Raw genomic sequence first — 1,419 nt, 5'->3', positions numbered from 1 at the left:
CCACCGCCCAGGTGGTCCAGCGGGTTGACCCGGGTGCCGCCCGGGGTGATCAGGTGCCAGTGCACATGCGGACCGGTGGAACTCCCGGAGCCCGGGGCCCCGGCGGCGCCGCCGGAGTACCCGACGATGTCCCCCCGGCCGACCGAGGTGCCGTCGGCCAGCCGGAACTCCGACAGGTGCATGTACTGCGTCCGGTACCCGTCGCTGTGGGTGATGGTCACCGTGTGGCCGCCGGTGCCGTTGTACGGGATGTTGGTGACGACACCGGCGCCCGCGGCAGGCAGTGCGGTGCCGACGCCCATCGCGTAGTCGATTCCGCCCAGGGAACCGCGGTTGATGTGCTCCCACCAGCCGTCCGTCATCGGGTAGCCGCTGAACGGGTTGTAGATGTCCAGTGCCTGGGCGGGGCTTCCCGAGAACAGCACTCCGCCGGCGGCCAGGCCGAATGTGGCGACCGAGCCGCGCAGCAGCGTGCGCCGGCTCATGCCGGTCTGTGACCGAACCTTTTGACCGTCATCGGATCCATGACTTCTGCACACATCAACTCCCTTGATTTCATTGCGACTTGACTCATCACGAAGGGGCGGGGCCACGGTAGCCTACGCGCATAGATTTTGATAGGAACATGACATTCCGCTGTCGTGGAACCCGCCCCACCGGAGGAGACATGCGCAGAAGAACCCTGATCCGCGGAGCCGTGGCGACCGCCCTGGCCCCGGCCGGGATCCTCGCGGCCACCGGCGCCGCCGCCGCTCCCCGCACGGCTTCCGCCCAGGAGGCCGACCTGCGGGGCATCGACGTCTCGAACCACCAGACCGGCATCGACTACGCCCGCGCCGCGGCCGAGGGCCTGGACTTCGTCGTCGTCAAGGCCGGGGGGTGCCAGCTCTCCGAGGGCCCCTACACCTCGTCCTCCTACTCCGGCCATGTCGACGGGGCCCGCGCGGCGGGCCTGCGGGTGGGCCACTACTTCCTGTCGGGGGACTTCCTCGCCCCCACCGCCGCCGCCGACTACTTCGTGGACCATCTGCACGACTACCGCGCCGGGGACGTGCTGGCGCTGGACGTCGAGGTGCTCGACGACTCCACGCACCTGTGGGACGACGCGGACGTGTCGGCGTGGTTCAACCGGGTGCGGGAGCGGGTCGGGACGTACGTGCCCTGGTTCTACATCAGCACGGGCGCGCTGCGGGCCGGCACCTGGGAGCGCACCGTCGCCGCCGGCGCCCACCTCTGGGCGGCCTCCTGGGGCGCCAACGACGGCACCTGGCCCGGCCCGCCCGACCTCGGCGGCCGCTACCCCGACTGGGCCGCCCACCAGTACGCCTCCGTGGGCTCCGTCGGCGGCGTCTCCCCCGTCGATCTGGACCTCGCCCGCCCCTGGGCGTTCGACCCGACCCGGCCGACCGACCCGCCGCC

2 protein-coding genes are annotated in these 1,419 nt (G+C 71.6%); one reads left to right on the top strand and one right to left on the bottom strand.

The window, feature by feature from the left end; genetic code table 11:
* Nucleotides 1-485 (bottom strand): M23 family metallopeptidase (locus ABZZ04_RS39425; RefSeq protein ID WP_356937059.1); only part of this gene is annotated, 485 nt, incomplete at its 3' end.
* Between the two features lie 182 nt (nt 486-667).
* Here ABZZ04_RS39425 and ABZZ04_RS39420 point away from each other — a divergent pair.
* On the top strand, nt 668-1,419 hold a 752-nt coding region (locus ABZZ04_RS39420), incomplete at its 3' end, for a glycoside hydrolase family 25 protein (protein WP_356937058.1).

The organism is Streptomyces sp. NPDC006435 (genome assembly GCF_040612315.1).
Classification (GTDB): Bacteria; Actinomycetota; Actinomycetes; order Streptomycetales; family Streptomycetaceae; genus Streptomyces.
This window is presented reverse-complemented; position numbering and strand designations above follow the sequence as displayed.